This window comes from Rouxiella sp. S1S-2 (genome assembly GCF_009208105.1).
Taxonomy (GTDB): Bacteria; Pseudomonadota; Gammaproteobacteria; order Enterobacterales; family Enterobacteriaceae; genus Rouxiella.
In genome coordinates this window covers 625,180-648,255 of record NZ_WFKL01000001.1, presented here as the reverse complement: position 1 = coordinate 648,255, position 23,076 = coordinate 625,180, and the positions used below count along the sequence as shown (strand labels likewise).

22 protein-coding genes, 2 tRNA genes and 4 rRNA genes are annotated in these 23,076 nt (G+C 50.1%); 8 read left to right on the top strand and 20 right to left on the bottom strand.

Features of this window, described 5'->3' with window-relative positions; genetic code table 11:
• Positions 1–26 precede the first annotated feature (26 nt).
• Together GA565_RS03075 and GA565_RS03070 are read left to right on the top strand one after the other, a co-directional pair.
• Positions 27–338, top strand: coding sequence for a DUF485 domain-containing protein (locus GA565_RS03075; protein WP_152197308.1), 312 nt, complete (start codon positions 27–29; stop codon positions 336–338).
• Positions 335–1,993 carry a cation acetate symporter gene (locus tag GA565_RS03070; protein WP_152197307.1) on the top strand — a complete coding sequence of 553 codons (1,659 nt, stop codon included), beginning with the start codon at positions 335–337 and terminating at the stop codon, positions 1,991–1,993. The genes GA565_RS03075 and GA565_RS03070 overlap by 4 nt, the downstream gene beginning before the upstream one ends.
• Before the next feature lie 287 nt (positions 1,994–2,280).
• Here the strand turns inward: GA565_RS03070 and rrf (GA565_RS03065) are convergent.
• From rrf (GA565_RS03065) to GA565_RS03040, 6 genes are all read right to left on the bottom strand, one after another.
• Positions 2,281–2,396: ribosomal RNA gene (gene rrf, locus GA565_RS03065) — 5S ribosomal RNA — on the bottom strand.
• 24 nt (positions 2,397–2,420) lie between these two features.
• Positions 2,421–2,496, bottom strand: a tRNA-Thr gene (locus GA565_RS03060).
• Between the two features lie 56 nt (positions 2,497–2,552).
• Positions 2,553–2,668, bottom strand: a 5S ribosomal RNA gene (gene rrf, locus GA565_RS03055).
• A 126-nt stretch (positions 2,669–2,794) separates the two neighbouring features.
• Positions 2,795–5,702 (bottom strand): 23S ribosomal RNA (locus tag GA565_RS03050).
• A gap of 255 nt (positions 5,703–5,957) precedes the next feature.
• Positions 5,958–6,033, bottom strand: a tRNA-Glu gene (locus GA565_RS03045).
• Positions 6,034–6,219: 186 nt separating this feature from the next.
• Positions 6,220–7,762, bottom strand: a 16S ribosomal RNA gene (locus GA565_RS03040).
• The 16S, 23S and 5S rRNA genes sit together here with 2 tRNA genes alongside, the layout of an rRNA operon.
• Positions 7,763–8,293: 531 nt before the next feature.
• On the opposite strand from GA565_RS03040, the gene GA565_RS03035 reads away from it, so the two are divergent.
• Positions 8,294–8,839 (top strand): gamma carbonic anhydrase family protein, encoded by a 546-nt coding sequence (locus GA565_RS03035; RefSeq protein WP_152197306.1) that lies wholly within the window; start codon positions 8,294–8,296, stop codon positions 8,837–8,839.
• Between the two features lie 75 nt (positions 8,840–8,914).
• Here GA565_RS03035 and aroE read toward each other — a convergent pair whose 3' ends face one another.
• The 5 genes from aroE to dprA all read right to left on the bottom strand — a co-directional run bounded on the left by aroE (position 8,915) and on the right by dprA (position 12,551).
• Entirely contained in the window at positions 8,915–9,733 is an 819-nt protein-coding gene (gene aroE / locus GA565_RS03030) for a shikimate dehydrogenase (protein WP_152197305.1), read from the bottom strand.
• A gap of 12 nt (positions 9,734–9,745) precedes the next feature.
• Complete coding sequence (gene tsaC, locus GA565_RS03025) at positions 9,746–10,315, bottom strand: L-threonylcarbamoyladenylate synthase type 1 TsaC (protein ID WP_152197304.1); 570 nt, start codon at positions 10,313–10,315, stop codon at positions 9,746–9,748.
• Complete coding sequence (locus GA565_RS03020) at positions 10,312–10,866, bottom strand: type I DNA topoisomerase (protein WP_152197303.1); 555 nt, start codon at positions 10,864–10,866, stop codon at positions 10,312–10,314. The genes tsaC and GA565_RS03020 overlap by 4 nt, the downstream gene beginning before the upstream one ends.
• A 70-nt stretch (positions 10,867–10,936) precedes the next feature.
• Positions 10,937–11,410, bottom strand: a complete 474-nt coding sequence (locus tag GA565_RS03015; RefSeq protein ID WP_055774021.1) for a DUF494 family protein — start codon at positions 11,408–11,410, stop codon at positions 10,937–10,939.
• A complete protein-coding gene (gene dprA, locus GA565_RS03010) occupies positions 11,382–12,551 on the bottom strand; it encodes a DNA-protecting protein DprA (protein WP_152197302.1) in 1,170 nt (389 codons plus the stop codon). The genes GA565_RS03015 and dprA overlap by 29 nt, the downstream gene beginning before the upstream one ends.
• Positions 12,552–12,683: 132 nt before the next feature.
• Here dprA and def point away from each other — a divergent pair, with 132 nt between their 5' ends.
• The 5 genes from def (at position 12,684) to mscL (ending at position 17,591) form a co-directional block, all read left to right on the top strand.
• On the top strand, positions 12,684–13,193 hold the full coding sequence (gene def / locus GA565_RS03005; RefSeq protein ID WP_152197301.1) for a peptide deformylase: 510 nt from the start codon (positions 12,684–12,686) through the stop codon (positions 13,191–13,193).
• A 93-nt stretch (positions 13,194–13,286) separates the two neighbouring features.
• Positions 13,287–14,225, top strand: a complete 939-nt coding sequence (fmt, locus tag GA565_RS03000; protein ID WP_152197300.1) for a methionyl-tRNA formyltransferase — start codon at positions 13,287–13,289, stop codon at positions 14,223–14,225.
• Between the two features lie 103 nt (positions 14,226–14,328).
• The gene (gene rsmB / locus GA565_RS02995; protein ID WP_152197299.1) at positions 14,329–15,618 is read left to right on the top strand and encodes a 16S rRNA (cytosine(967)-C(5))-methyltransferase RsmB; all 1,290 of its coding nucleotides are present in this window, start codon (positions 14,329–14,331) and stop codon (positions 15,616–15,618) included.
• A 57-nt stretch (positions 15,619–15,675) separates the two neighbouring features.
• Positions 15,676–17,052, top strand: a complete 1,377-nt coding sequence (gene trkA, locus GA565_RS02990) for a Trk system potassium transporter TrkA (protein ID WP_152197298.1) — start codon at positions 15,676–15,678, stop codon at positions 17,050–17,052.
• Positions 17,053–17,177: 125 nt separating this feature from the next.
• Complete coding sequence (gene mscL, locus GA565_RS02985; protein WP_152197297.1) at positions 17,178–17,591, top strand: large-conductance mechanosensitive channel protein MscL; 414 nt, start codon at positions 17,178–17,180, stop codon at positions 17,589–17,591.
• 82 nt (positions 17,592–17,673) lie between these two features.
• On the opposite strand, the gene GA565_RS02980 is transcribed toward mscL, so the two are convergent.
• The 9 genes from GA565_RS02980 to secY all read right to left on the bottom strand — a co-directional run bounded on the left by GA565_RS02980 (position 17,674) and on the right by secY (position 23,076).
• Positions 17,674–17,865 carry an alternative ribosome-rescue factor A gene (locus GA565_RS02980; RefSeq protein ID WP_152197296.1) on the bottom strand — a complete coding sequence of 64 codons (192 nt, stop codon included), beginning with the start codon at positions 17,863–17,865 and terminating at the stop codon, positions 17,674–17,676.
• Positions 17,866–17,916: 51 nt separating this feature from the next.
• Positions 17,917–18,354 (bottom strand): Zn(2+)-responsive transcriptional regulator, encoded by a 438-nt coding sequence (gene zntR / locus GA565_RS02975; RefSeq protein WP_152197295.1) that lies wholly within the window; start codon positions 18,352–18,354, stop codon positions 17,917–17,919.
• A gap of 232 nt (positions 18,355–18,586) precedes the next feature.
• Positions 18,587–18,976 (bottom strand): 50S ribosomal protein L17, encoded by a 390-nt coding sequence (gene rplQ / locus GA565_RS02970; protein ID WP_009639198.1) that lies wholly within the window; start codon positions 18,974–18,976, stop codon positions 18,587–18,589.
• A gap of 40 nt (positions 18,977–19,016) precedes the next feature.
• Positions 19,017–20,006, bottom strand: a complete 990-nt coding sequence (gene rpoA, locus GA565_RS02965; protein ID WP_002919219.1) for a DNA-directed RNA polymerase subunit alpha — start codon at positions 20,004–20,006, stop codon at positions 19,017–19,019.
• A gap of 25 nt (positions 20,007–20,031) precedes the next feature.
• On the bottom strand, positions 20,032–20,652 hold the full coding sequence (rpsD, locus tag GA565_RS02960; protein WP_055774040.1) for a 30S ribosomal protein S4: 621 nt from the start codon (positions 20,650–20,652) through the stop codon (positions 20,032–20,034).
• Positions 20,653–20,682: 30 nt separating this feature from the next.
• A complete protein-coding gene (rpsK, locus tag GA565_RS02955) occupies positions 20,683–21,072 on the bottom strand; it encodes a 30S ribosomal protein S11 (RefSeq protein WP_004929731.1) in 390 nt (129 codons plus the stop codon).
• Between the two features lie 17 nt (positions 21,073–21,089).
• Entirely contained in the window at positions 21,090–21,446 is a 357-nt protein-coding gene (gene rpsM, locus GA565_RS02950; RefSeq protein WP_009639196.1) for a 30S ribosomal protein S13, read from the bottom strand.
• Between the two features lie 148 nt (positions 21,447–21,594).
• A complete protein-coding gene (rpmJ, locus tag GA565_RS02945) occupies positions 21,595–21,711 on the bottom strand; it encodes a 50S ribosomal protein L36 (protein WP_002227352.1) in 117 nt (38 codons plus the stop codon).
• 33 nt (positions 21,712–21,744) lie between these two features.
• Positions 21,745–23,076: a preprotein translocase subunit SecY gene (gene secY, locus GA565_RS02940; protein WP_055774042.1), complete on the bottom strand. Its 1,332-nt coding sequence runs from the start codon at positions 23,074–23,076 to the stop codon at positions 21,745–21,747.

Sequence of the window (23,076 nt, the reverse complement as noted above, 5' to 3'; positions counted from 1 at the left end):
ATCAATGCCTCACAGGAGTCGTGTCGATGAATGATCTCATTTATCAGAAGGTTGAAAGTAATCCGCGTTTTAAAGAGTTGGTGCATAAGCGCAGCCGGTTTGCCTGGCTGCTCTCCATTATTACGCTGCTAATGTACGTCGCTTTTATCTTCCTTATCGCCTTCGAACCTCAATGGCTGGGCACGCCGCTTTACGCAGGCGCCACCATTACGCGCGGGATCCCAGTGGGCGTTGGGCTGATTGTTATCTCTTTTGTATTAACCGGCATTTATGTCGTGCGGGCAAACGGTGAATTTGACCGTCTGACGGCAGATATTATCCGCGAGGTGAAACCATGAACGCCCGCCGTCTGGGCGTTTTGGCCTGTCTGGCGCTGAGTTCTAGCGCTTGGGCCGCCGAGGGGATTTCCGGTGCTGTTAAACGACAACCGCTGAACATCGAAGCTATCATCATGTTCGTGCTGTTCGTCGGTGCCACACTGTATATCACTTACTGGGCCTCTAAACGGACCCGCTCCCGTCAGGACTACTACACGGCGGGTGGGCAGATAACCGGTTTGCAAAACGGTCTGGCTATTGCCGGGGACTTCATGTCTGCCGCCTCTTTTCTCGGTATTTCTGCGCTGGTTTATACCTCCGGTTATGACGGCCTGATTTACTCGATAGGTTTTCTGATCGGTTGGCCGATTATTCTGTTTCTGATAGCCGAACGCTTACGGAATCTGGGCAAATATACCTTCGCCGACGTGGCCTCTTACCGACTGAAACAAAAACCTATTCGTACCCTTTCAGCCTGCGGCTCGCTAGTGGTCGTCGCGCTGTATCTGATTGCTCAGATGGTGGGTGCGGGTAAGCTTATTCAGCTTCTATTTGGTCTCGACTATATGGTTGCCGTGGTGCTGGTGGGTATTTTGATGGTGCTCTATGTGCTGTTTGGCGGCATGTTGGCAACCACCTGGGTGCAAATCATTAAAGCTGTATTGCTGTTGGCGGGCGCAAGTTTTATGGCGCTGATGGTAATGAAATCAGTTGGATTTAACTTCAACACCCTGTTTGCTCAAGCGGCGGCGGTGCATCCGAAAGGTATTGCCATAATGAGCCCCGGGGGGTTGGTCTCTGACCCGATATCTGCGCTGTCATTAGGGCTGGCGCTGATGTTTGGTACAGCGGGATTACCGCATATTCTAATGCGGTTCTTTACCGTTAATGATGCCAAAGAGGCACGTAAAAGCGTCTTCTATGCCACTGGATTTATTGGTTATTTTTACATACTCACTTTTATTATCGGCTTTGGTGCCATTGTATTAGTGAGTTCCAATCCGGCCTTTAAAGATGCCAGCGGTGCCCTGCTAGGCGGTAATAATATGGCGGCGGTGCATTTGGCAAACGCGGTGGGAGGTAGCTTCTTCCTCGGCTTTATCTCTGCCGTAGCCTTTGCCACCATACTGGCGGTCGTGGCTGGCTTAACACTGGCAGGTGCCTCGGCGGTTTCACATGACCTTTATTCCAGCGTAATAAAGGACGGCAAGGCAACGGAGCTTGCCGAGCTGCGGGTATCAAAATCGACAGTAGTGGTGCTTGGTTTTGTGGCCATTGCGTTAGGTATTTTGTTTGAAAAACAGAATATTGCGTTCATGGTTGGGCTGGCATTCTCCATAGCCGCCAGCTGTAACTTCCCGATTATTTTACTGTCGATGTATTGGTCAAAACTTACGACGCGCGGTGCGATGATTGGAGGATGGTTAGGGCTGCTCACGGCAATTATTTTGATGATCCTAGGTCCAACTATTTGGGTACAAATCCTGGGTCACGCCAAGCCGATTTATCCTTATGAGTACCCAGCGCTGTTCTCAATGATCGTGGCATTTGTCGGTATTTGGTTCTTCTCGATCACTGATAAATCCCCTTCGGGCGCGGCAGAAAGGAAGCTTTTTTGGCCACAATTTGTACGCTCTCAGACCGGTATTGGCATCTCTCAGAGCAGTAAACACTAATAATTAGTCGATAATTTAAACAAAAAAGGCCTCGATCGTCAGATCGAGGCCTTTTTATTGCCGTTTTATGCTTACAAAAAACCCCAGTCTTTCGACTAAGGTTCTGTGCTTTATTTGATGCCTGGCAGGTTATGCATGACTTCGTCATACACCCTTCGGGCCGTTGCAGGCAACGTGCTAAAAGCGAAGCTTTTAGTCCTACTCTCTTATCGAGCAGGCAACCGGCCATCAATGCGCCAAACAAAAAAACCCCAGTCTTTCGACTGAGGTTTCTCTGTTTATTTGATGCCTGGCAGTTCCCTACTCTCGCATGGGGAGACCCCACACTACCATCGGCGCTACGGCGTTTCACTTCTGAGTTCGGCATGGGGTCAGGTGGGACCACCGCGCTAGTGCCGCCAGGCAAATTCTTTTAATACTTTATTTCTGGTGCTGATACCCAGAGTCGAACTGGGGACCTCACCCTTACCAAGGGTGCGCTCTACCAACTGAGCCATATCAGCATACTAATCTACTGCAACACCTAGCTGGTTAATTCACAGCAAGATGTTAAATTGATGCCTGGCAGTTCCCTACTCTCGCATGGGGAGACCCCACACTACCATCGGCGCTACGGCGTTTCACTTCTGAGTTCGGCATGGGGTCAGGTGGGACCACCGCGCTACTGCTGCCAGGCAAATTCGTTTTATTCTAACCGCTTTCCCCATCATTCAGGGTAAGCCATCAGAACCAATCTTTGAACAAGCTGATTTCATTGAAACTTAAGTCTTTTGTGTCTCTCTAAAACACCTTCGGTGTTGTAAGGTTAAGCCTCTCGGGTCATTAGTACTGGTTAGCTCAATGCATCGCTGCACTTACACACCCAGCCTATCAACGTCTTAGTCTTAAACGTCCCTTCAGGGAGCTCGAAGCTCCAGGGAAGACTCATCTCGAGGCAAGTTTCGCGCTTAGATGCTTTCAGCGCTTATCTTTTCCGCATTTAGCTACCGGGCAATGCCATTGGCATGACAACCCGAACACCAGTGATGCGTCCACTCCGGTCCTCTCGTACTAGGAGCAGCCCCTCTCAATCTTCCAACGCCCACGGCAGATAGGGACCGAACTGTCTCACGACGTTCTAAACCCAGCTCGCGTACCACTTTAAACGGCGAACAGCCGTACCCTTGGGACCTACTTCAGCCCCAGGATGTGATGAGCCGACATCGAGGTGCCAAACACCGCCGTCGATATGAACTCTTGGGCGGTATCAGCCTGTTATCCCCGGAGTACCTTTTATCCGTTGAGCGATGGCCCTTCCATTCAGAACCACCGGATCACTATGACCTACTTTCGTACCTGCTCGAGCCGTCACTCTCGCAGTCAAGCTAGCTTATGCCATTGCACTAACCTCACGATGTCCGACCGTGATTAGCTAACCTTCGTGCTCCTCCGTTACTCTTTAGGAGGAGACCGCCCCAGTCAAACTACCCACCAGACACTGTCCTCACCCCAGATTATGGGGCCGAGTTAGAACATCAAACATTAAAGGGTGGTATTTCAAGGTTGGCTCCACGCAGACTGGCGTCCACGCTTCAAAGCCTCCCACCTATCCTACACATCAAGGCTCAATGTTCAGTGTCAAGCTATAGTAAAGGTTCACGGGGTCTTTCCGTCTTGCCGCGGGTACACTGCATCTTCACAGCGAGTTCAATTTCACTGAGTCTCGGGTGGAGACAGCCTGGCCATCATTACGCCATTCGTGCAGGTCGGAACTTACCCGACAAGGAATTTCGCTACCTTAGGACCGTTATAGTTACGGCCGCCGTTTACCGGGGCTTCGATCAAGAGCTTCTCCTTGCGGATAACCCCATCAATTAACCTTCCGGCACCGGGCAGGCGTCACACCGTATACGTCCACTTTCGTGTTTGCACAGTGCTGTGTTTTTATTAAACAGTTGCAGCCAGCTGGTATCTTCGACTGTCTTCAGCTCGGGAAGCAAGTTCCTCCACCTAGCGACAGCGTGCCTTCTCCCGAAGTTACGGCACCATTTTGCCTAGTTCCTTCACCCGAGTTCTCTCAAGCGCCTGAGTATTCTCTACCTGACCACCTGTGTCGGTTTGGGGTACGATTTAATGTTACCTGATGCTTAGAGGCTTTTCCTGGAAGTGCGGCATCAACTACTTCATCACCGTAGTGACTCGTCATCACGCCTCAGGGTTAATATGTAACCGGATTTACCAAGTTACACCCCCTACACGCTTAAACCGGGACAACCGTCGCCCGGCTAGCCTAGCCCTCTCCGTCCCCCCTTCGCAGTAACACCAAGTACAGGAATATTAACCTGTTTCCCATCGACTACGCCTTTCGGCCTCGCCTTAGGGGTCGACTCACCCTGCCCCGATTAACGTTGGACAGGAACCCTTGGTCTTCCGGCGTGCGGGTTTTTCACCCGCATTATCGTTACTTATGTCAGCATTCGCACTTCTGATACCTCCAGCAGCCCTCACAGACCACCTTCAACGGCTTACAGAACGCTCCCCTACCCAACAACGCCTAAGCGTCGCTGCCGCAGCTTCGGTGCATGGTTTAGCCCCGTTACATCTTCCGCGCAGGCCGACTCGACCAGTGAGCTATTACGCTTTCTTTAAATGATGGCTGCTTCTAAGCCAACATCCTGGCTGTCTATGCCTTCCCACATCGTTTCCCACTTAACCATGACTTTGGGACCTTAGCTGGCGGTCTGGGTTGTTTCCCTCTTCACGACGGACGTTAGCACCCGCCGTGTGTCTCCCGTGATAACATTCTTCGGTATTCGTAGTTTGCATCGAGTTGGTAATCCGGGATGGACCCCTAGTCGAAACAGTGCTCTACCCCCGAAGATGAGTTCACGAGGCGCTACCTAAATAGCTTTCGGGGAGAACCAGCTATCTCCCGGTTTGATTGGCCTTTCACCCCCAGCCACAAGTCATCCGCTAATTTTTCAACATTAGTCGGTTCGGTCCTCCAGTTAGTGTTACCCAACCTTCAACCTGCCCATGGCTAGATCACCGGGTTTCGGGTCTATACCTTGCAACTTGACGCCCAGTTAAGACTCGGTTTCCCTACGGCTCCCCTATACGGTTAACCTTGCTACAAAATATAAGTCGCTGACCCATTATACAAAAGGTACGCAGTCACCCAACAAAGTAGGCTCCCACTGCTTGTACGTACACGGTTTCAGGTTCTATTTCACTCCCCTCGCCGGGGTTCTTTTCGCCTTTCCCTCACGGTACTGGTTCACTATCGGTCAGTCAGGAGTATTTAGCCTTGGAGGATGGTCCCCCCATATTCAGACAGGATGTCACGTGTCCCGCCCTACTCATCGAACTCACAATCTATGCATTTTTGTGTACGGGACTATCACCCTATACTGTGCGACCTTCCAGACGCTTCCACTAACACATAAACTGATTCAGGTTCTGGGCTGTTCCCCGTTCGCTCGCCGCTACTGGGGGAATCTCGGTTGATTTCTTTTCCTCGGGGTACTTAGATGTTTCAGTTCCCCCGGTTCGCCTCGCATGGCTATGTATTCACCATGCGATAATGTGACGTATCACATTGGGTTTCCCCATTCGGGTATCGTCGGGTATAACGGTTCATATCACCTTACCGACGCTTTTCGCAGATTAGCACGCCCTTCATCGCCTCTGACTGCCTAGGCATCCACCGTGTACGCTTAGTCGCTTAACCTCACAACCCGAAGGTGTCTTCTTTAATCAATAAAGAGCGACCACGTTCGTGCTGCGATTATTTGAGAGACTCTAATACAGGCGCCCATAACTCAGTACTTCTACGGAGAGTTATGTTCAGCTGTATCGTTTCAATTTTTCAGCTTGTTCCAGATTGTTAAAGAGCAATATCTTAAACACGACTCGTTAAAGTCATCTTTAAGATAATTTCTGACCTGCACGGTCAGAGTGATAACGACTTTCACGCGTTATCGGATGGCGTCCCCAAGGGGATTCGAACCCCTGTTACAGCCGTGAAAGGGCAGTGTCCTAGGCCTCTAGACGATGGGGACACGGAAATTGCTTAGCAAATCACTGATTTGCTATTTCCGTGTAAAGGCGAGAATTTGCTATGCAAATTCAAGCGACCGATGTTTTAACATCTCGGTAGCTTCATACGCCTTTAACGAATGGGTGCTCTTGCTCATTTACATCTATCAGACAATCTGTGTGGACACTGCACAATGCGTATCTTTAGGTAAGGAGGTGATCCAACCGCAGGTTCCCCTACGGTTACCTTGTTACGACTTCACCCCAGTCATGAATCACAAAGTGGTAAGCGCCCTCCCGAAGGTTAAGCTACCTACTTCTTTTGCAACCCACTCCCATGGTGTGACGGGCGGTGTGTACAAGGCCCGGGAACGTATTCACCGTAGCATTCTGATCTACGATTACTAGCGATTCCGACTTCATGGAGTCGAGTTGCAGACTCCAATCCGGACTACGACATACTTTATGAGGTCCGCTTGCTCTCGCGAGTTTGCTTCTCTTTGTATATGCCATTGTAGCACGTGTGTAGCCCTACTCGTAAGGGCCATGATGACTTGACGTCATCCCCACCTTCCTCCGGTTTATCACCGGCAGTCTCCTTTGAGTTCCCACCATTACGTGCTGGCAACAAAGGATAAGGGTTGCGCTCGTTGCGGGACTTAACCCAACATTTCACAACACGAGCTGACGACAGCCATGCAGCACCTGTCTCACGGTTCCCGAAGGCACTAAGCTATCTCTAGCGAATTCCGTGGATGTCAAGAGTAGGTAAGGTTCTTCGCGTTGCATCGAATTAAACCACATGCTCCACCGCTTGTGCGGGCCCCCGTCAATTCATTTGAGTTTTAACCTTGCGGCCGTACTCCCCAGGCGGTCGACTTAACGCGTTAGCTCCGGAAGCCACGCCTCAAGGGCACAACCTCCAAGTCGACATCGTTTACAGCGTGGACTACCAGGGTATCTAATCCTGTTTGCTCCCCACGCTTTCGCACCTGAGCGTCAGTCTTTGTCCAGGGGGCCGCCTTCGCCACCGGTATTCCTCCAGATCTCTACGCATTTCACCGCTACACCTGGAATTCTACCCCCCTCTACAAGACTCTAGCTTGCCAGTTTCAAATGCAGTTCCCAAGTTAAGCTCGGGGATTTCACATCTGACTTAACAAACCGCCTGCGTGCGCTTTACGCCCAGTAATTCCGATTAACGCTTGCACCCTCCGTATTACCGCGGCTGCTGGCACGGAGTTAGCCGGTGCTTCTTCTGCGAGTAACGTCAATCGTTGCTGCTATTAACAACAACGCCTTCCTCCTCGCTGAAAGTGCTTTACAACCCTAAGGCCTTCTTCACACACGCGGCATGGCTGCATCAGGCTTGCGCCCATTGTGCAATATTCCCCACTGCTGCCTCCCGTAGGAGTCTGGACCGTGTCTCAGTTCCAGTGTGGCTGGTCATCCTCTCAGACCAGCTAGGGATCGTCGCCTAGGTGAGCCATTACCCCACCTACTAGCTAATCCCATCTGGGCACATCCGATGGCGTGAGGCCCGAAGGTCCCCCACTTTGGTCTTGCGACATCATGCGGTATTAGCTACCGTTTCCAGTAGTTATCCCCCTCCATCAGGCAGTTTCCCAGACATTACTCACCCGTCCGCCGCTCGTCACCCAGAGAGCAAGCTCTCCCGTGCTACCGCTCGACTTGCATGTGTTAGGCCTGCCGCCAGCGTTCAATCTGAGCCATGATCAAACTCTTCAATTAAAAGTTCGATTTGCTGAAACAAGTTCAGCGATGCTCAAAGTTACTTCACATCATTCATAATGAATTACTGCTTGGTCACTCTAAGACTTGGCATTGCTGCCTTGATATTCTGTTGCCACCGAAGTGGCTGATATCGTCTTGTGAGTGCCCACACAGATTGTCTGATAAATTGTTAAAGAGCAGTGAGTTACGCGCTTTCGCTTGCTAACTCGAGGTGGCGTATATTACGCTTTCCTCATTTAATGTCAACCGATTATTTTATCAATCAACATCATTTTTAATTCTTCCCGACTCGTTCACACCGCGTTGCTGCTGCGTTGTTCCCTGTCGTTGGAGCGGCATTATAGGGATCCCGATTTATTCCACAAGTGTTTTTTGATCTTTTAAATTCAACCGCCTGTTTTTTGCTCCTTTCGTGGAGTTCTTGCACGATCGGATGCTTTTATCGACGATCCTGTCGGGCAATACTATGTATTAAGAGATCCAGAGACTATATTCCCAGAGACAGTCAGTCTCATAAGAGAGGAATATATGTCTAAGTTTTTACGTTCCTATAAAGGAACCCGCCCAAAATTGGGCGAACGCGTGATGGTTGATCCCACCAGCGTAGTGATTGGCGATGTAGATTTGGCGGACGACGTTAGCATCTGGCCCTTGGTTGCCATTCGCGGTGACGTCAACAATGTGGTCATTGGCTGTCGCAGCAATATCCAAGACGGCAGCGTTCTGCACGTTACCCACCAGTCCGCACATAATCCTGAAGGCTTTCCCCTGATTATTGGCGAAGACGTAACGGTGGGGCATAAAGCCATGCTGCACGGCTGTACGGTAGGAAACAGAGTGCTGGTTGGAATGGGGTCAATAGTGCTTGATGGCGCAATAATTGAAGATGACGTGATGATTGGTGCCGGCAGTTTGGTGCCGCCGGGTAAAAGGCTGGAGAGCGGCTATCTCTATTTAGGCAGCCCGGTCAAACAAGCCCGGGAACTTACGGCCGCAGAAATCGCAGGTTTGACCTACTCATCCAATAACTATGTTAAATGGAAGGATGAATACTTGTCAGGAGAAGACAGGTAACCGCCCGCACTCTTTATTCTCTTCTTTACTCAGTTCAATGCAGCGGGGATCTGAATGCGGATCCCCTTATTTAGGTTAACCAGCAAGATCTTGCTTCAACTGTTCTAGCACCGGCTCAATATCAGGCATTACGCCGTGCCAAAGATAGAAGGCGTGTGCGGCCTGCCCCACCAGCATTCCCAACCCATCGGCAGTATGTTCTGCCCCGTGTTGTTTTGCCCAGGCAATAAAAGGTGTTTCGCCCGCCTGATAGAACATGTCGTAGATGCGGGTCTGCGGTGTTATTACCGAAGAGGGTACTGCGGGTACTTCACCTTTGATTCCTGAAGCCGTGGCGTTGATGAGCAGATCAAACGGCTGTCCTTCGAGGTCAGCCATCGCAACGGCGGTAATGTCGCCTTTGGCTTCGAAAATATTCTGCAGATGCTGTGCGCGCTCAAAAGTACGGTTAGTGACGACCACGACGCAGCCGAAATCAAGTAAAGGCAGAATAACACCTCGCGCCGCGCCGCCTGCACCCACCAACAAAACGCGATTGCCAGGCTTGATCATATCCAGCCGCTGCAGATCGCTCAGCATACCAACGCCGTCGGTATTGTCGCCCAGTAGACGGCCATCCTCTAATAGCTTCAACGTATTAACGGCACCGCTCAGCGAAGCGCGGTCCGACAGTTCATCTGACTCGGCAAATGCTCGCTCCTTAAAAGGAACGGTAATATTTGCGCCTTTTGCTCCATTGGCAAAAAAACCGTGCAGCGTCTCTTCAAATTCATCATGCGGGGCCAAAACGGTGCCGTATAGATGCGCAATACCGGTTTGCTCAGCAAAAAGGGCGTGAATACGCGGTGATTTGCTATGACTGATTGGATTACCGAATACAGCAAAAGAGGACATGACTGACTTTCCTTAACCTTGGCGTATGAGTTCGCCGGTAGTGGCATCTTTAATTTCTGACGGGTTTTGACGCCCACCGACCTCGCCTTCCAGCACCGGGAAGTGTGGCCCGAATTGCAGTTTTACTTCAGCAGCCGTACGACAAGGTAGCTGACCACTGAGATTAGCACTGGTTGAAACCAGAGGCTTGCCGTACTGACGGCAAAGATCTTTCACTAAAGGGTGGTCACTCACCCGAACGGCAAGGGAGGTAAAACGCCCCGTTAGCCACTGCGGTGTGGACGCCTTTGCCGGCATAACCCAAGTTACCGGCCCCGGCCAGCTGGCAAAAATTTGCTGGAGACGCTCGGCGCTGAGCGTTGACTCGTCTATATAAGGAAGCAGTTGCTCATAGCTGTCGGCAATCAGGATAAGTCCCTTGTCGCGCGGTCGCTGCTTAAGAGCCAAAAGTGCCTCAACGGCCTGTTCACTGTCGGGGTCGCATCCCAGTCCAAAAACGGCCTCGGTAGGATACGCCACGACCTGCTGGTGTTTTAATGCCTGCAATACGGCAGGTATATTGAATTCGGATTGTTGGCTCATATTTTTATATCTGCTTTAACTACGGCTTTACCGCATAACTTACTGGCACAAAAGAGTTTGATCCCCTGCGCCGTTTTCTTTTCCATTAACAACGGATAGTGGCAAGCCTCGCAGCTGCCCGCAACCGGTTTATTGTTAATGGCAAACTGGCAGTCGGGATATCTGTCGCAAGCGTGAAATACCTTGCCGAATCTGGATTTGCGCTGTAGCAAATGCCCCTGACCGCACTGCGGGCATGACAGCGACGTTTCTTCCGGTTTATCGATAACTTCAATATGGTCACAGGCCGGATAATCAGAACAGCCGATAAACATGCCAAAACGCCCCTGACGTAAAACCAGGGTGGACTGGCATTTAGGGCATTGCTGTCCGTCTAGGATTTTAACAATGTGGCCATCGGCCAGAGTTTTTAACGGGCGGATGTGCTGACATTCAGGATAGTTGGAACAACCGAGAAAAGGGCCGTGGCGACCACTGCGGATCACCAAATCGGCCCCACATTCCGGACAGATTTCATTTTGCTTCCCAGCAAAAAGCGTTGCTTTTGTCATGCTCTGTATTTTACCCGTTACCTACAAACTACTCGCGTCGTGTTAACCACTGTAACGAACGCCCATAGCTTTAATGCAGATAACCTTCATTAACGTCAAATAACAGCTCTTCCATTTGCTGATATGCACTTTCATAGCCTGGAATATTAAAGAGAACCATCAATACGACCCACTTGAGGTCTTCAAGATCGAACTCGTCCGTATCCAGCGCCATAACACGATCGACAACCATTTCCCGGGTATCGACGTTCAACACTTTAATCTGCTCCAAAAATAACAGGAATCCCCGGCAGCTGACGTCTAAGCGACTCATCTCTTCGTCGGTATAAACTCTCAGAGCAAAGGGGTCCGCATCCAGCAAATGCGATGGCGTGCCACCCTCTTGCAAGTCTGCAAGTTTTTCTAGCCAATTTAACGCGTTGTGGATATCGGTACGGTGAAATCCGGCTTCGGTTAAATCATCTGTTAACCTATCTTGGTCGACACTCATCTCCGCTTCGTTATGAATGTAAGTTTCAAATAAGTACATTAGTACGTCGAACATGGCCTGCCCTCCTAATTCGGACATAGCCGCCGGATACAGCTGCGATCCATCCTGCTAACTCCAGTTCGAGCAATTTAACTGCTACCTCTGGCACAGGTTGGCCGGCACGTTCAGCGACGACGTCAACAGGTGTCACCTCATATCCTACGTTAGCCAACACATCGACAAATGGCAATTCAAGTTCGGTAACTTCCGCACAAATATTCACTTCTTCAGCAATTTTTTCGCTCAGCAGGGTCGAATCATCAGAAAATGCGTCATTTTCGGCAGAAAGCCAGGTCAGCCCGCTGCCAATATGTTCGGCGATATCCAGCGGATCCGTGACCAGATAAGCACCCTGCTTAATTAGCCAGTGGGTACCTTCACTGTTGGGATTATGCACTGAGCCTGGGAGCGCAAAAACCTCTCTTCCCTGCTCAAGCGCACAGCGGGCGGTAATCAGTGACCCACTGCGCAATGAGGCCTCAATAATTAAGACTCCCACGCTCATTCCACTGATGATACGGTTGCGTCGCGGAAAATTATGCGGCAACGGCGGCGCTTTAAGCGGAAACTCGGAAACGAGCGCGCCGCCATTATCAAGAATGCGCTTCGCTAAGGATTTATGAATTTGTGGATGAATATACTGCAGGCCGCTGCCCAGTACCGCGATAGTTTTGCCCTGAGCGTCAAGGGCTGCACGATGGCAAATACCGTCAATGCCCATGGCCAAGCCGCTCGTAATCGTAAAACCGCTGTTAACCAGACCGGCAGCAAAATACTGCGCCCAATGTTCACCATAGTGGCTACAGTCGCGACTTCCCACCATCGCCATCTGCGGTGAAAGCAGCAGTTCAGGCGGGCCTTGCACATAAAGCAGCCGCGGCGGTGAAGCAATTTTTTTCAGCAGAGGCGGGTATTCGGGATTGTTAAGCGAGATAAGGTGATGATTTTCCTCCTCCAGCCACGCAAGAGAAGCAGTAATATTCAACGAGTGTGGATGAAAAAACGCGCTGCGCTGTTCCTCCGTAAAACCCTGAGCACGAAGCAGAGCAGAAGTCAGCGGCGTGTCATCATCGAGTGAGTCGACCCACTGACAAAGCCGTGCTGCCCTGAGGCCTTTTACCTCAGAGAGCCTGAGCCACACTTCCTGTTGCGTCATGGTTGCTATTTCCTGTTTAAACGCCGTCCTGGCGCTGTGCTCAATTGATAGACGATGCTGTCAATCAGAGCCGGAAATGTCTAGAATAGAGATTATATATCGTCAATCCCTTGAATAAAGATCCAGAGATTTATGTCCGTATTACAAATATTGCATTTCCCAGACGACAGGCTTCGCATTGTTGCTAAACCAGTCAAAGAAGTTAACGCCGAAATTCAGCAGATCGTGGATGATATGTTCGAAACCATGTATGCAGAAGAAGGTATTGGACTGGCCGCGACGCAGGTTAATATCCACCAGCGCATCATCGTTATTGATGTAACCGATGATAAAAGCCAACAGCTGGTGCTGATTAACCCTGAACTGCTCGAAAAAAGCGGCGAAACGGGTATTGAAGAAGGCTGCCTGTCCATCCCTGACCAACGCGGTTTGGTGCCTCGTGCAGCCAACGTGAAGATCCGTGCGCTCGATAGAAACGGTAACAGCTTCGAACTTGAAGCCGACGAACTTCTGGCTATCTGTATTCAGCATGAGATGGACCATCTGGTGGGCAAACTCTTCGTTGATTACTTGTCGCCTTTGAAGCGTCAGCGCATCCGTCAGAAAATGGAAAAACTGGCAAAACTCAACGCACGAGGCTAATCCTCGCGCATTGTGTCATGTCATCACAGGCTATTTTTTTAATAAGCCAATTTTCCCAGGCGCTTTTAAAGCCCTTATTACAGGAAATAAGCTTTGCGGATAATATTCGCCGGAACCCCTGATTTTGCAGCGCGTCATCTTGACGCGCTTTTGACGTCTGAGCATCAGATTGTTGGCGTTTTCACCCAACCCGATCGTCCTGCCGGACGCGGAAACAAACTGACGCCAAGCCCGGTCAAAACATTGGCATTGCAGCACGGGATTCCCGTTTTCCAACCCAAATCCCTGCGTCCTGAAGAGAGCCAGCAGTTAGTGGCAGACCTGCAGGCCGACGTGATGGTGGTGGTGGCATACGGTTTGATCCTGCCCAAAGCAGTGTTGGCGATGCCGAAACTGGGCTGCATAAACGTGCACGGATCCTTACTGCCTCGCTGGCGCGGCGCGGCGCCAATTCAGCGTTCCCTGTGGGCAGGTGATGCTGAAACTGGTGTCACAATTATGCAAATGGACGTTGGCCTTGATACCGGCGACATGCTGCATAAAGTCTCCTGCGCCATTGAGCCGCACGACACCAGCGCATCACTGTATGACAAACTGGCCAACCTCGGACCACAGGGCATGCTGCATACTCTGCAACAGCTCGAACAAGGCACGGCAACGCCTGAGGTTCAGGACGAATCACTGGTGAGCTACGCCGAAAAGCTGAGTAAAGAAGAGGCGCGTCTCGATTGGTCTCTCAGTGCCGAACAGCTTGAGCGCTGTATTCGCGCGTTCAATCCGTGGCCGGTAAGCTATTTCGTTATTGATGAACAACCGATAAAAGTTTGGCAGGCTCAGGTCATCGACCTTGAGAAAAGCGCAGCTCAGCCAGGCAAAATACTCGCGGCAGATAAAAAAGGCATTCAGGTTGCCACGGCGCAGGGCGTGATCAATATCACCCAGCTTCAGCCGGCGGGCAAAAAACCGATGTCTGCTCAGGACCTGCTGAATTCACGCAGTGAATGGTTCACACCCGGCACGGTGCTAGACTAACTACGCCACCCGGTATCATCGTTACCATCAGGATACCGGGTTCTGCCCTCTCCCTTTTACACCTACGACGTGGGTATGCTGACTGAGGTCGGCTTTTTTGACTATGAAAAACACATATAACCTCCGCAGCATAGCTGCAAAAGCCATTAGCCAGGTTCTGGATCAGGGCCAGTCGCTCTCGGCCGTCCTGCCAGGCCTGCAGAAAAGTATTGCAGATAAAGACAAGTCGCTGCTGCAAGAGCTGTGTTTTGGCACATTACGCGTTTTGCCTGAGCTGGAGTGGTGTTTACAGCAACTGATGGCCAAGCCGTTAACCGGGAAGCAGCGCACGCTGCACTACCTGCTGATGGTAGGCCTTTATCAGATGCTGCATACCCGCATCCCTGCACACGCTATTTTAGCTGAAACCGTTGAAGGAGCCGTGGCGTTAAAGCGTCCGCAGTTAAAAGGATTGATCAATGGCGTACTTCGCCAGTTCCAGCGTCAGCAGGTTGATTTACTCCAGCGGATGCAGAATAACGACAGCCGCTATCTGCACCCCAGCTGGCTATTGAAACGAATTAAAAACGCCTACCCAGAGCAGTGGCAGCATATCGTTGATGCCAACAATCAGCGTCCACCGATGTGGCTACGTGTTAACCGTCAACATCACACTCGCGATGCTTATCTGGCACTACTTGCACAGGCTGAAATCGAAGCTTTCCCACATCCGGAGTATGCAGATGCTTTGCGTTTGGCTACGCCGTGCGGCGTAACTGCACTCCCCGGTTTCGACCAGGGTTGGGTAACAGTGCAGGATGCCTCGGCGCAGGGAAGTGTCAGTCTGCTTGACCCGCAGAACGGCGAGACTATCCTTGATTTATGCTGTGCGCCAGGCGGTAAAACTACTCACATTCTCGAAGCGGCGCCGAAAGCCCACGTGTTGGCGGTTGATGTCGACGAGCAAAGACTGTTGCGCGTGCATGAAAATCTAAAACGTCTGGGTCTACACGCCGAAGTCAAACAGGGCGACGGTCGTGAGCCTCAGATATGGGCTAGCGGGAAAATGTTTGACAAAATTCTGCTCGATGCTCCCTGCTCGGCAACCGGCGTTATACGTCGTCATCCTGATATAAAGTGGTTACGCCGAGACAGCGACATTGAAGAGCTGGCACGCCTGCAGGCCGAAATTCTTGAGGCTATTTGGCCCAGCCTGAAACCTCAGGGCGTGCTGGTTTATGCCACCTGCTCTATTCTGCCTGAGGAAAATAGCCAGCAAATTTCCGCTTTCCTGAAACTGCACCCCGACGCAACGCTGGTTGAGACGGGTGATGTTGCTAAACCAGGTAGGCAAAATCTTCCTGATGCCGAAAGCGGTGATGGTTTCTATTACGCTAAGCTAATTAAAGGCTAACCTCGATTCTTTGAGTCGACGGTTCTTGACGACAAATAAGGCAATACAGAGAGTGCGATGAAAATAATAATTCTCGGTGCCGGCCAGGTGGGCGGTACGCTGGCTGAAAATCTGGTGGGAGAAAACAACGATATTACTATTGTTGATACCAACACCACGCGTCTGCGCCAATTGCAGGACAAATTTGATCTGCGCGTCGTTCAGGGACACGGCTCTCATCCGCGCGTTTTACGCGAGGCCGGAGCAGAAGATGCCGATATGCTGGTTGCCGTAACCAACTCTGACGAAACCAATATGGTGGCATGCCAAATAGCCTATTCGCTGTTTAATACGCCTAATCGTATTGCGCGGATACGCTCTCCCGAGTACATCCGCGAGTCTGAAAAGCTTTTCCAGCCCGAAGCCGTGCCTATTGACCACCTGATCTCCCCAGAACAGTTGGTCATCGACTATATCTACAAGCTGATTGAATACCCTGGCGCGCTGCAGGTCGTTAACTTTGCGGAAGGCAAGGTCAGCATTGCGGCAGTGAAAGCCTATTACGGCGGTCCATTAGTGGGTAGCGCGCTGTCGGCGATGCGCGAGCACATGCCGCACATCGACACCCGAGTCGCGGCAATATTCCGTCAAGACAGGCCGATTCGGCCACAAGGTTCAACCATTATCGAGGCGGGTGACGAAGTATTCTTTGTTGCCGCATCGCAGCATATTCGCGTGGTAATGAGCGAACTTCAACGTCTGGAGAAACCGTACAAGCGCATTATGATTGTCGGCGGTGGTAATGTCGGTGCGGGTTTGGCTCTGCGTCTTGAGAAACACTACAGCGTAAAACTGATCGAACGCGATCAGCAACGAGCTGCAGAGCTAGCCGAGTTGCTACAGGATACTATTGTGTTCTATGGCGATGCATCCGATCAGGAGCTGCTGGCAGAGGAGCACATTGAGCAGGTCGACGTCTTTATTGCCATCACCAATGATGATGAGGCAAATATCATGTCGGCAATGCTGGCAAAACGCATGGGCGCCAAAAAAGCGATGGTGCTTATTCAGCGCAGCGCCTACGTTGACCTGGTACAGGGCAGCGTTATTGATATTGCCATTTCACCGCAGCAGGCGACTATTTCTGCACTGCTCGGTCACGTACGTAAAGCGGATATTGTCAGCGTTTCTTCCCTGCGCCGCGGCGTAGCAGAGGCCATTGAGGCTATTGCCCATGGCGATGAAAGCACCTCTAAAGTTGTAGGTCGCACGGTGGAGCAGATAAAACTGCCACCGGGCACTACGATTGGTGCGATTGTGCGTGGTAATGAAGTCATTATTGCCAACGGAAGTACCCGTATTCAACAGGGTGACCACGTTGTGATGTTTATCACTGATAAAAAATTCGTTCGCGACGTCGAAAGATTGTTCCAACCGAGCCCATTCTTCCTCTAATAGCTCTGTAAGAAGCGAAATTTATCAGGTAATTAACCAAATACTGTCAACTTTGGTAGCGCATATGCTACAAATGGTCTTTACTTTGATTGACATAATTTGTGGATTTTCCAAGGAGTCATTTTATGAGTTTTTTGAAAGAGTTTCGTGAATTTGCCATGCGCGGCAACGTTGTCGACCTTGCGGTTGGTGTAATCATTGGTGCAGCGTTCGGCAAAATTGTTTCATCTTTGGTTGCCGACATCATTATGCCTCCGTTGGGACTGCTTATTGGCGGCGTTGATTTTAAATCTTTCGCCTGGGTTTTACGCGAAGCGCAAGGCGCGGCCCCTGCCGTTGTGATGCACTACGGCGTCTTTATTCAGAACATCTTCGACTTCCTTATTGTGGCGTTAGCAATCTTCTGTGCTATCAGTTTGATGAATAAATTGCGTAAGAAAGAAGAAGCGGCACCAGCACCGTCTAAACCAACGGCGGAAGAAACCCTGCTAGCGGAAATCCGTGATTTGCTGAAAGAACAGCAAACACCAAGACTCTAAGCGAGATTTTACTGACAAAAAAGCCATCGTTGAGCGATGGCTTTTTTATTGCTGATGAATCAGAAAAACAGTGTTAACCGTTTTATACCGTGAATAATGTAAAAAGGTTAACACTGCCCTCCCAATTCGCTCCTTTGCCTTTTTTATCTTTACGGCGATAGCTTCCTTTCCCTTTAAGATTTTTTTCTACCCGCTGCCTAAATAGAGGGTCGTGCAACAGTGCCTGGATGGCATTATCCTGAATAACACCTTTTTTATGCTGATACTGACTCATAGTAACCTCGTCAAATTAACAGACTGCAGCATTAGTGCTGCGCTGATAAATTTATGCTCTATTTTCACTTTTTGCAATATCACCACTCGCCCCAGTTTCCAACGCTTCAAGAATCGAACAGCTGCTGCTTGAATGTTCACCACCGCAGCATGCTGAACTTAAACGCTGCAGTGAATCACGCATGCGGATCAGTTCACTTAACTTATGTTCAACTTCAGCCAAGCGGCTTTCGACGATCGATTTTGACTCGAGGCAAGTATGATGTGCGGGATCAATACGGATCGACAACAATTCTTTGATGGTATCTAAGGTAAAGCCGATCGTTTTGGCATAGCGAATAAATCGTAGCCGTTGCAGATCGTTATCAGTATAGAGACGATAGCCTGCCTCACTGCGTTCTCCCAGAGACATCATGCCCTGCTTTTCGTAATAGCGAACCGTATCAGGTATTACGTCAGCAAGCTTTGCCAATTCACCAATTTTATACACGCAAACCTCCATTAAGCCGACCCCGAATTAGACAACCCTAGTCAGCAATCGATGACAAATATTACCGTATCCAAAAATGGCTGCAGAGAACTAGCATAGCGCGGTCAGGTGCAAAAGCGTAGGGGAAGGAGGATCGCCAGCACAAACTTGATCCTACAAAAACAGAGGCTAGGCAAAATTTAGACGTAAAAAAACCGGGCACTAAGGCCCGGCTTTTTCATGCATCTACAGATTATTCAGCAGTTGCTACTTCTGCGCTTGATTCTGCACGATCAACGAGCTCGATGTATGCCATCGGCGCATTGTCGCCTGCACGGAAACCACACTTCAGAATACGAGTGTAACCACCGGCACGGCTCGCGAAACGCGGGCCCAGTTCATTAAACAGTTTTGCCACGATCTCGTTATCACGAGTACGGGCGAATGCCAGACGACGATTTGCAACGTTGTCGGTCTTGGCAAGAGTAATCAGCGGCTCAACAACGCGACGCAGCTCTTTCGCTTTCGGCAGGGTCGTCTTGATTATTTCATGACGAACCAAAGAGCCGGCCATGTTACGGAACATAGCCGTACGGTGGCTGCTGTTACGGTTCAGTTGACGACCACTCTTACGATGGCGCATGACCTTATCCTTCTCAGTAAAACCTTAACCTGTGATCCGGTTACTCGTCAGCAATACTTGCCGGTGGCCAGTTTTCCAGGCGCATGCCCAGAGACAAACCACGGGAAGCAAGTACGTCTTTAATCTCAGTAAGAGATTTTTTACCTAAGTTAGGCGTCTTAAGAAGCTCAACTTCGGTACGCTGTACCAGATCACCGATGTAGTGGATTGCTTCTGCTTTGAGGCAGTTAGCAGAGCGGACAGTCAATTCCAGATCGTCAACAGGGCGCAGCAGGATTGGATCGAACTCCGGCTTCTCTTCTTTGACTTCTGGTTGACGTACATCACGTAAATCAACAAAAGCTTCAAGTTGTTCAGCAAGAATGGTTGCCGCACGACGGATCGCCTCTTCAGGATCGATCGTACCGTTGGTTTCCATTTCGATAACCAGCTTGTCCAAATCAGTACGCTGTTCTACACGCGCTGCTTCAACATTGTAGGCAATTCGCTCTACAGGGCTGTAGCATGCATCTACTAACAGACGACCAATTGGGCGCTCATCTTCTTCCGAATGAATTCGGGCAGACGCCGGCACATAACCCCGGCCGCGCTGAACTTTGATACGCATGCTGATAGCAGCGTTTTCATCGGTCAGGTGGCAGATAACGTGTTGCGGCTTGACGATTTCGACATCACCATCATGGGTGATATCGGCTGCAGTCACAGGGCCAATGCCAGACTTATTCAGGGTAAGAATAACTTCATCTTTCCCTTGAACTCTCACCGCCAGCCCTTTCAGGTTGAGCAGGATTTCCAGGATATCTTCCTGTACGCCTTCTTTGGTGCTGTACTCATGCAGTACACCATCAATCTCAACCTCGGTCACCGCGCAACCCGGCATGGATGAAAGCAGAATACGGCGCAGTGCGTTGCCTAAAGTATGGCCAAAGCCACGTTCTAAAGGCTCAAGGGTCACCTTGGCGTGCGTCGAACTGACTTGCTCGATATCTACCAGGCGCGGTTTTAGAAACTCTGTCACAGAACCCTGCATTGTGTCCTCTCTTTGGTACTAAGCTTTACTTAGAGTAAAGCTCGACGATCAGGTGTTCGTTAATGTCAGCTGACAGATCGGTACGTTCAGGAATACGTTTGAACTGACCTTCCATCTTAGCAGCATCAACTTCAAGCCAAGTCGGCTTTTCACGCTGTTCAGCCAACTCCAAAGCGGCCTTCACGCGAGATTGCTTTTTAGCTTTCTCACGGATGCTGACAACGTCATTCGGAGATACCTGATAAGAAGCGATGTTGACAACGCGACCGTTTACCATAACAGCTTTGTGGCTAACCAGCTGACGTGACTCTGCACGCGTAGCGCCGAAGCCCATACGGTAAACAACGTTATCCAGACGACCTTCCAGAAGTTGCAACAGGTTTTCACCGGTGTTGCCCTTCAGGCGGGCTGCTTCTTGGTAGTAGTTACGGAACTGGCGCTCCAGAACACCGTAGGTACGGCGAACTTTTTGCTTTTCACGTAACTGCACGCCATAGTCAGACAGACGCGGTTTACGCGCACCGTGCTGACCAGGAGCTTGATCAATCTTACACTTGGTATCGATCGCGCGAACGCCAGACTTAAGGAATAAATCTGTGCCCTCACGACGGCTAAGCTTGAGCTTAGGACCCAAATATCTTGCCATTTTCTCTCTCCAACAATCCTAAAAGCAGCGTTATACGCGACGCTTTTTCGGCGGACGACAACCGTTATGAGGGATAGGAGTCACATCAGTAATATTAGTGATGCGGAAACCAGCCGCGTTTAACGCGCGGATAGTAGACTCACGACCAGGACCAGGTCCTTTAACCATAACTTCCAGATTCTTGATACCGTACTCTTTCACTGCATCTGCACAGCGCTCTGCTGCAACCTGAGCTGCGAACGGAGTGGATTTACGAGAACCACGGAAACCGGAACCACCAGCTGTTGCCCAACCCAAAGCATTACCCTGACGATCGGTAATAGTCACAATGGTGTTGTTGAAAGACGCATGGATATGAGCCACGCCGTCAGAGACTTGTTTTCTTACACGCTTACGTGTACGAACAGGTGCCTTTGCCATTTATTCTATCACCCCGATTATTTCTTGATCGGTTTGCGCGGACCCTTACGGGTACGTGCGTTAGTCTTGGTACGCTGACCGCGTACTGGAAGACCACGACGATGACGCAAACCACGATAAGTTCCAAGGTCCATAAGACGCTTGATGCTCAGGGTGACTTCACGACGCAGATCACCTTCAACAATGAACTTGGCGACTTCGTCACGCAGCAATTCGATTTGCTCTTCAGACAGCTCTCTGATCTTAACATTTTCAGCAATACCAGACGCAGCACAGATAGCCTGTGAGCGGGTCTTACCGATACCGTAGATCGAAGTTAATGCGATCACGGTATGTTTCTGATCAGGAATGTTAATGCCTGCTATACGGGCCACTATGCACTCCTACTATTTATATACGGCAACACCATTCTGAAAAGCCCGTTTTCAGGATACTCAAATAGTGATGCAGCTTACATACAAAAGATTGGCTGGCTAATCTAGCCAGCTCAACCCAACTTTGCAAGAAAAATATGCGAGATAATCAGCCTTGACGCTGTTTATGCTTCGGCTCGGCGCTGCAGATTACGCGAACGACACCGTTACGCTTAACAATTTTGCAGTTACGACATAATTTCTTGACGGAAGCACGAACTTTCATTTTTACTCTCCGTTACTTCGCAAACACACCAGATTAGCGATTATAGCCTTTCAGGTTTGCTTTCTTCAGCGCAGACTCATACTGACTTGACATCATCAGAGTTTGCACTTGAGCCATAAAGTCCATGATGACCACAACTACGATGAGTAGCGATGTGCCACCAAAGTAGAAAGGAACTTTCATTGCGTCACGCATGAACTCCGGGATAAGGCAGATGAAAGTAATATACATCGCGCCGACCAAAGTCAGGCGGGTCATTACTTTATCAATATACTTCGCCGTTTGCTCTCCCGGACGAATTCCTGGTACAAATGCACCGGACTTCTTCAGGTTATCTGCTGTCTCACGTGGGTTGAAAACCAACGCAGTATAAAAGAAACAGAAGAAGATGATTGCAGTAGCATAGAGTAACACATAAAGCGGTTGCCCAGGCTGCAAATACAGCGAAATTGTTGTCAGCCAGTTCCAACCAGTTCCGCCACCGAACCAAGATGCAATCGTGGCCGGGAACAGAATGATGCTGGAAGCAAAGATAGCAGGTATTACGCCGGCCATATTCACTTTCAACGGTAAGTGTGTGCTCTGTGCTGCATATACACGACGACCTTGCTGACGTTTGGCATAGTTAACGACGATACGACGTTGACCACGTTCCATAAACACAACAAAGAACGTCACTGCAAACACTAATACTGCAACCAACAGCAACAGGAGGAAGTGCAGGTCGCCTTGTCTAGCTTGTTCGATAGTATGACCAACAGCTGGCGGGAGACCCGCTACGATACCCGCAAAGATTATAATCGAAATACCGTTACCGATACCACGTTCAGTAATCTGTTCACCCAGCCACATCAGGAACATTGTCCCAGTAACCAAGCTCACAACTGCAGTAAAGTAGAATGAAAGGCCTGGGTTTAACACCAGACCTTGCATACCAGGCATATTCGGTAAACCGGTAGCAATACCGATTGATTGGAATACGGCCAATACCAGCGTACCGTAGCGGGTATACTGACTAATCTTACGACGGCCAGCCTCCCCTTCTTTCTTTATTTCTGCAAGCGCTGGATGAACCACCGTTAACAGCTGGATAATGATCGATGCCGAAATATACGGCATGATCCCCAGAGCAAAGATCGAAGCACGGCTAAGAGCACCACCAGAGAACATGTTAAACATTTCAATGATGGTGCCTCTTTGCTGCTCGAGCAATTTAGCAAGTACAGTGGCATCAATACCAGGGATCGGAATAAAAGAGCCGATACGGAAAACAATCAGCGCACCGATAACAAACAAAAGTCTGCGCTTCAGCTCGCCAAGTCCACCTTTAGCACTTTGAAAATCTAATCCCGGTTGCTTAGCCAT